The 5,412-nt window shown below is 72.3% G+C and carries 5 protein-coding genes, 3 tRNA genes and 1 pseudogene; 1 reads left to right on the top strand and 8 read right to left on the bottom strand.

Annotated elements, in window-relative coordinates:
* Window positions 1-510 (bottom strand): SRPBCC family protein (locus KBX53_RS20920; protein WP_210861154.1); only part of this gene is annotated, 510 nt, incomplete at its 3' end.
* A 166-nt stretch (window positions 511-676) separates the two neighbouring features.
* On the opposite strand from KBX53_RS20920, the gene KBX53_RS20915 reads away from it, so the two are divergent.
* On the top strand, window positions 677-1,723 hold the full coding sequence (locus KBX53_RS20915) for a hypothetical protein (RefSeq protein ID WP_210861156.1): 1,047 nt from the start codon (window positions 677-679) through the stop codon (window positions 1,721-1,723).
* Window positions 1,724-2,030: 307 nt separating this feature from the next.
* Here KBX53_RS20915 and KBX53_RS20910 read toward each other — a convergent pair.
* The 7 genes and pseudogenes from KBX53_RS20910 to KBX53_RS20880 all read right to left on the bottom strand — a co-directional run.
* Window positions 2,031-2,104: transfer RNA gene (locus tag KBX53_RS20910), tRNA-Phe, on the bottom strand.
* Between the two features lie 99 nt (window positions 2,105-2,203).
* A tRNA-Asp gene (locus KBX53_RS20905) sits at window positions 2,204-2,277 on the bottom strand.
* A gap of 31 nt (window positions 2,278-2,308) precedes the next feature.
* Window positions 2,309-2,381: transfer RNA gene (locus KBX53_RS20900), tRNA-Glu, on the bottom strand.
* A 154-nt stretch (window positions 2,382-2,535) separates the two neighbouring features.
* The gene (locus tag KBX53_RS20895) at window positions 2,536-3,315 is read right to left on the bottom strand and encodes a polysaccharide deacetylase family protein (RefSeq protein WP_030332233.1); all 780 of its coding nucleotides are present in this window, start codon (window positions 3,313-3,315) and stop codon (window positions 2,536-2,538) included.
* 76 nt (window positions 3,316-3,391) lie between these two features.
* Window positions 3,392-4,336: a MerR family transcriptional regulator gene (locus KBX53_RS20890; protein ID WP_030332235.1), complete on the bottom strand. Its 945-nt coding sequence runs from the start codon at window positions 4,334-4,336 to the stop codon at window positions 3,392-3,394.
* A complete protein-coding gene (gene idi, locus KBX53_RS20885; protein WP_210861153.1) occupies window positions 4,326-4,946 on the bottom strand; it encodes an isopentenyl-diphosphate Delta-isomerase in 621 nt (206 codons plus the stop codon). Before idi ends, KBX53_RS20890 begins: the two co-directional genes overlap by 11 nt.
* Window positions 4,943-5,412 (bottom strand): annotated as a pseudogene (locus KBX53_RS20880) (FAD-dependent oxidoreductase); the annotation flags it as partial. The gene idi and the pseudogene KBX53_RS20880, both read right to left, overlap by 4 nt.

Here is a 5,412-nt window from a genome sequence, read left to right as displayed (position 1 = left end):
ACGGGGGCGCGACACCGCGGCGACGTAGCGGGTGAGCAACTCGTGCCAGCCGGCGGTGAGCGCCTTGCGGTAACCCTCGGCAGCCTCGCCGTGCCGGTCGAAGTGCCGATGCTCCAGCTCGACCCGGGTGCGTTCCGGCCCCTCGGAATGGAACAGCACCTCGACCTCGCTCGCGCGGGCCGGGTCCGGCACCGGTGCCCGATCCGGGCCGATCTGCCAGACGAAGACAAGCCGGCGGGGCGGATCCCAGGTGAGCACCCGACCCCAGTCGGCGCGGAAGCCGTACGGGCCCAACTCGTAGAGCATGCCACCGGCCCGCGGCTCCATGCCCAGCTCGGCCAAGGCGTCCGGGCCGGACCAGGTGTACTCGGTGACCCACCAGTCGGTCAGCTCATCAGTGAAGACCGCGAACGCGTGCTCGGCGGTGCCCGGGACGACAAGGCCGCACCGGAGAGAGAATTGGCCGACGTCCTGCCGGATGTCGGCCGGATCAGTCAATTCCTGTCCCATAGGCCCGGACCATACCGGCTGATGCCCGGCTGTGCAGCTTCGCGCGGTGCCCGGTTCCAGACAGAGGGTCGCCGGGTCGTCACGGACGGGATGCCGCGCCGGAAAGCGGGTAACCGCGCCCAACGGCTCGGACGACCGGGCCGGAACGCAGGCGGGGCGGGAGAGCATGAGCGAGAGCGGACAGCAGCGGGAGCCGGACCGGAACGTCGACAGCGGGAACCCGGACGTCCTGCTCGACATTCCGAAGGTCTCCGTCGACTCCATCCGACTGGCGGTCGACGGCCTGGAGGCCGACCTGTCGCTGCGCGCCCGAGTGGCCAACCTGCTCCAGGTCGACGCCGGCGTACGGGTGCACCTCAACGGTGGCGAGTTGAACGTCAACGGGGTGAACGCCGAGGCGCAGCTGCGGGTCCGGTTGGAGCAGCTGACCAGGATCCTGGGGCGAGCGCTCGACACACTCGACAACAACCCACAGATCATCGAGGCGCTCGCGCACACTGCCGTCGACGACGTGGAGCGCAGCACCCAACAGGTGACCTCGGGCGCGGCGGAGATCAAAGCGTCGAGCCGGCACTCGGACCGCCTACGCGACGAGCCGGGCCGGCAGGTGGGCGCAGCCGGACCGTCAGTCGACCGTGGTCGGCCGGCTTCCGCTCGGCAGGTTCTCGGTCAGCCGGGTTCTGACCAGCCTGAACCTGGTCGGCCGGGTTCTGATCGGCCTGCGTCTGGTCAGCCGGGGCCTGATCAGCCGGGGCCTGGTCGGCGGGGTTCTGATCGGGCGGATGGGGGTCGGGCGGATGCGGGTCGTGAGGATGCCGGTCGGTCCGGGGTCGGTCCGGCCGGGTCGGCACCAGATGCTGGCGGCCCCGGACCGCGAGCTGGCGGCCCCGGGTCAGCTGACCAGGGGCATTCGCAGGGACAGCGGCCGGCCGGGGCGGGCCAGGGGCCGCAACGCCCCGAGGGGCTGGCGGGGACGGCGGCCGCAGAAGGCCGCGGCAAACCCGATCAGTCGGCTGGGGCCGGTCCGAGCCCGTCCGGGGATGGCGACGGTGGTCTGCCGGGCGCGGCGCAGGCGGCGGCCCAGAGCGCCGCGCAGAGTGCGGCCCAACTCGCCGAGCAGGCGGGGGAGACGTTGCGACAGGCCGGACGCAGCGTGTGGGAGGCGATTCAGGGCGGCGTCGCGCAGCACCGCCCGCAGGGTCGCCGCGACTGACCCCGCCCCGCCGCCCGCCCCGGTCGACGCCGCCCCGCCGCCCGCCGCCCGCCGCGACCGACAGGTAGCCGCGTGGCGTGGGTGATCGACTCGGTTTCCTTGATATCGCGGTGTCGCGCGCGCTGGGACACCGCGATGTCACGAAAGTCGAGTCGATCAAGCGGACCCGTGGTGGTGCTGGTCACGCAGCCGGGTTGGGCTGGGCGCGTGGGCTGGCCGGAGGTCGTCGGAGCAAGCACCGGAAACAGCAAGATCCCCACCTGCGAATCCGCTGGTGGGGACCTCTGTAGCCCGGCGAAAGGCTATGTGGCCAGGGGCGGGGTCGAACCGCCGACCTTCCGATTTTCAGTCGGACGCTCGTACCAACTGAGCTACCTGGCCGTGCCGCTCGGCTCATGTTACCCGGCAACCGGACGAACCGGTGGCAAGGCGACCTGCTCCGATACGCAGAACGCCGCGCGGGGCGCGGCGTCAGCGCTGCGGTCCTGACGGGACTTGAACCCGCGACCTCCGCCTTGACAGGGCGGCGAGCACTCCAACTGCTCCACAGGACCTAGCTTGTGTTGCTCCGGCTTGCGCCGGTCGTGCCCCCAACGGGATTCGAACCCGTGCTACCGCCTTGAAAGGGCGGCGTCCTGGGCCGCTAGACGATGAGGGCGGCCCCGCCATCATTGCACACTCGCAACTTCAAGCGGACTTGCTCCCATCCGGCCCCGCCGGAGGCTTCGAAAGCATACGTGATGCCCGGCCGGTCGACAAAATCGGTATCACCAAGGGCTTGGGACGGGTCATAACCGCAGGTCAGGGCGGTTCTAGTGGAGTCGGGTGATGCCGAAGCGCCGCTTCAGATCGGCGATCATCTTCGGGCAGGCGGCGAGGGTCGCGGCCCGATTTCCGCCACCGTCGTGCAGCAGCACGATGGCCCCGGGGCGGGTGGCGGCGTGCACCCGTTTGCCGATGGTGGCCGCGGTGGGCTTGTCCCAGTCCTGCGGGTCGACCGACCAGTGCAGCGGGCGCATGCCGAGGTTCTTGGCCACCCCGAGCACCTCCGACGTCCACCGGCCGCCCGGTTGCCGGTAGAACGGCACCTTCGCGCCGGGAGAGGCCTTCTGGATGGCCTTGTTGGTGCGGTCCAGGTCGGCCCGAATCTCGGCGACGGGTCGGCGGGCGAGATCGAGGTCGTGTCGCCAGCTGTGGTTGCAGAGCTGGTGTCCCTCCCGGACGATCCGTCGGACCAGCTCCGGGTGGCGCTGCACCTCCCGACCGACGACGCAGAAGGTCGCTGTCACCTTGGCGGCCTTCAGTTGGTCGAGCACCTTGGGTGTCCAGGCTGGGCTGGGCCCGTCGTCGAACGTCAGGGCCACCGGGCGTACGCCGGTGTTGCGACCCAGACCGGCGGGCAGCTTGGCCGGCAGCGGCCGCAGTGGCGGCTTGGCCGGCTTGGTGACACTGGGGTGCGGTTTCGGGGTGGGTGGCGCGGTCGATTCCGGCGGTGGGGCACCGACGGGTGCGATGGTGCGGTGCGGCTGGGCACAACCGGACAAGACCAGCGCCACGGCGAGGACGGACGCCAGGACGGCACGGGCTTGCATCTGCTCGCTCCCGGAGGGGTCGGGGTAGGCGGACCCGCCCGACGGTAGTTCACGCCGCCAGCCGGCGACAGTGCGATCAGTCACGCCTCGACTGGTGCAGGGCGTCGCGCACGGCAGCGGAGAGTGAGACCGCCTCGGCCAGGTCCACCGGCCGCACCACCCCGGCGGGCAGGGTGTCGGCGCGCCAGCCGGGGCCGGCGGCGAGCACCAGCAACGGGCGTCGGGGTGCGGCCAGGAGCGCGCTGAGTTGGGCCGGGTCGGCGGTGGCCCGAGTGTGTGACCAGAGCACCACGGCGGCCGGTCCGGTCCGGTTGACCGCCTCGACGAGCGCGGCCACCGGCACCCGGGCGCCGAGCATCCGGTAGCTGACACCGGCCTCCGCGAGTGCTGCGGCCAGCGCCTCCAGCGGCAGGGTGTGCTGTTCCTCGTCGGCACAGGAGAGCAGGATCCGGGCCGGCCCGGTGGGGACCTTGGCCCGGCTGGCCGCCGCGAGCGCTTCCGAGACGCAGCGGGACATGAGGTGTTCCACCTCGATCAGGCCGGAGGTGGCGGCGTGCCGTTCGCCGATGCCGGCGAGGACCGGGCGCAACAGGCTGTCCCAGGTGGCGACGACGCCGTCGGCGGCCAGGGCGTGCGCGATCGTCTCACTGATCGCCGCCGCGTCCAGGCGCATCGCCGCCCGGGCCAGTCCGCGGGCCGCCGGGCCGGCACGGCCGACCGGGATGGTGCCGCCGCCGTCACGGCCGGTCGGGTGGATCCGGGTGGGGGTGACGGTGCCGTTGGCCGTTGGATCCGGAGCCTGGCGGGCCCAGCGGGCCGCCTCGGCGGGGCTCACCCCCTCGGCGGTGAGTCGCCGCATGATCTCGAGGCGGACCAGGTCGGAAGGGGTGTACCGGCGGTGGTGACCGGGGATGTGTTCGCTGGGACCGAGCCCGTAGCGCTGGTGCCAGGTGCGGAGGGTCGTCACCGCGACCCCCAGCCGGCGTGCGACAGCGCCCGCGCTCAGCGCCTCATCGACCACCCGACCGCTCCGCCGTGTCATCCGCCGACGATCCGGGCGGGGTCATGACCGGACCGGTTGCGCCCGACCGGGACCCCGAGGGGCGGAGCAGCCGGTTCACCACCCCGCCCAGCCAGGGCGCGTACGACCGGGGGTCGAGGGACAACTCGACCTCCAGCGCGGTGGGGTCGGCCCACCGCAGCTCGGCCACCTCGTCCGGGTCGGGCAGCAGCGGAGCGCCGGGCAGGAACTCGCCTCGCAGCACGTGGTCGTACTCGAACTCGACCCGACCGGTGGCCGGGTCCTCGGCGTAGTAGACGTAGATGCCGACCTCGGTCAGCTCGACCGGGCCCGCGCCCAACTCCTCACTCAGCCGGCGGTTGGCCGCCTCGGCGAGCGACTCCCCGGGCTGCGGGTGGCCGCAGCAGGAGTTGGCCCAGCGCAGCGGGAACCGGGTCTTGGCGGCGGCCCGACGCTGGAGCAGCACCTGGCCGTCCGGGTCCATCAGTAACACCGAGAAGGCCCGGTGCAGTTGCCCCGGGGGTTGGTGCGCGGCGGCGACGGTTGTCTCGCCGTGGGCCTTGCCGGTCTCGTCGACGAGTTCGACGAGATGTTTTTCGCGGCTGCTCATCGACCTTCCCCGGTGATTCGGCCGGCGGCGAGCTTGCCGGAGATGAGCACCATCGGTACGCCCACGCCGGGCTGGGTCCCGGAGCCGACGAACACCACGTTCGACAGGTCGCGGTGCAGGTTGGACGGGCGGAACGGGCCGGTCTGGAAGAGGGTGTGCGCGGCGGCGAACGGGGTGCCCGCTGCCATTCCCTGCTCCTCCCACTCGGCGGGGGTGACCGCCCGTAGCACCTCGACCCCGGCGCCGAAGCCGACGTAGCCGCGCTCCTCCAGGGTGCCGATCAGCTGCTCGGTGTAGCGCTTGGTCAGGTCGCCGCGCCACTCGAACGGCGACCGGTGCAGGTTGGGCACCGGGGCGAGCACGTAGTAGGTGTGCCGGTCCGCCGGGGCCACCGCGGGGTCGGTCCGGCTCGGGTTGGTCACCAGCAGCGACGGATCGGTCATCAACTCGCCCCGCCGGATGACCT

The sequence above is a fragment of the Micromonospora sp. M51 genome, assembly GCF_018070305.1.
In the GTDB taxonomy this organism is placed as follows: Bacteria; Actinomycetota; Actinomycetes; order Mycobacteriales; family Micromonosporaceae; genus Micromonospora; species Micromonospora parva.
This window is presented reverse-complemented; position numbering and strand designations above follow the sequence as displayed.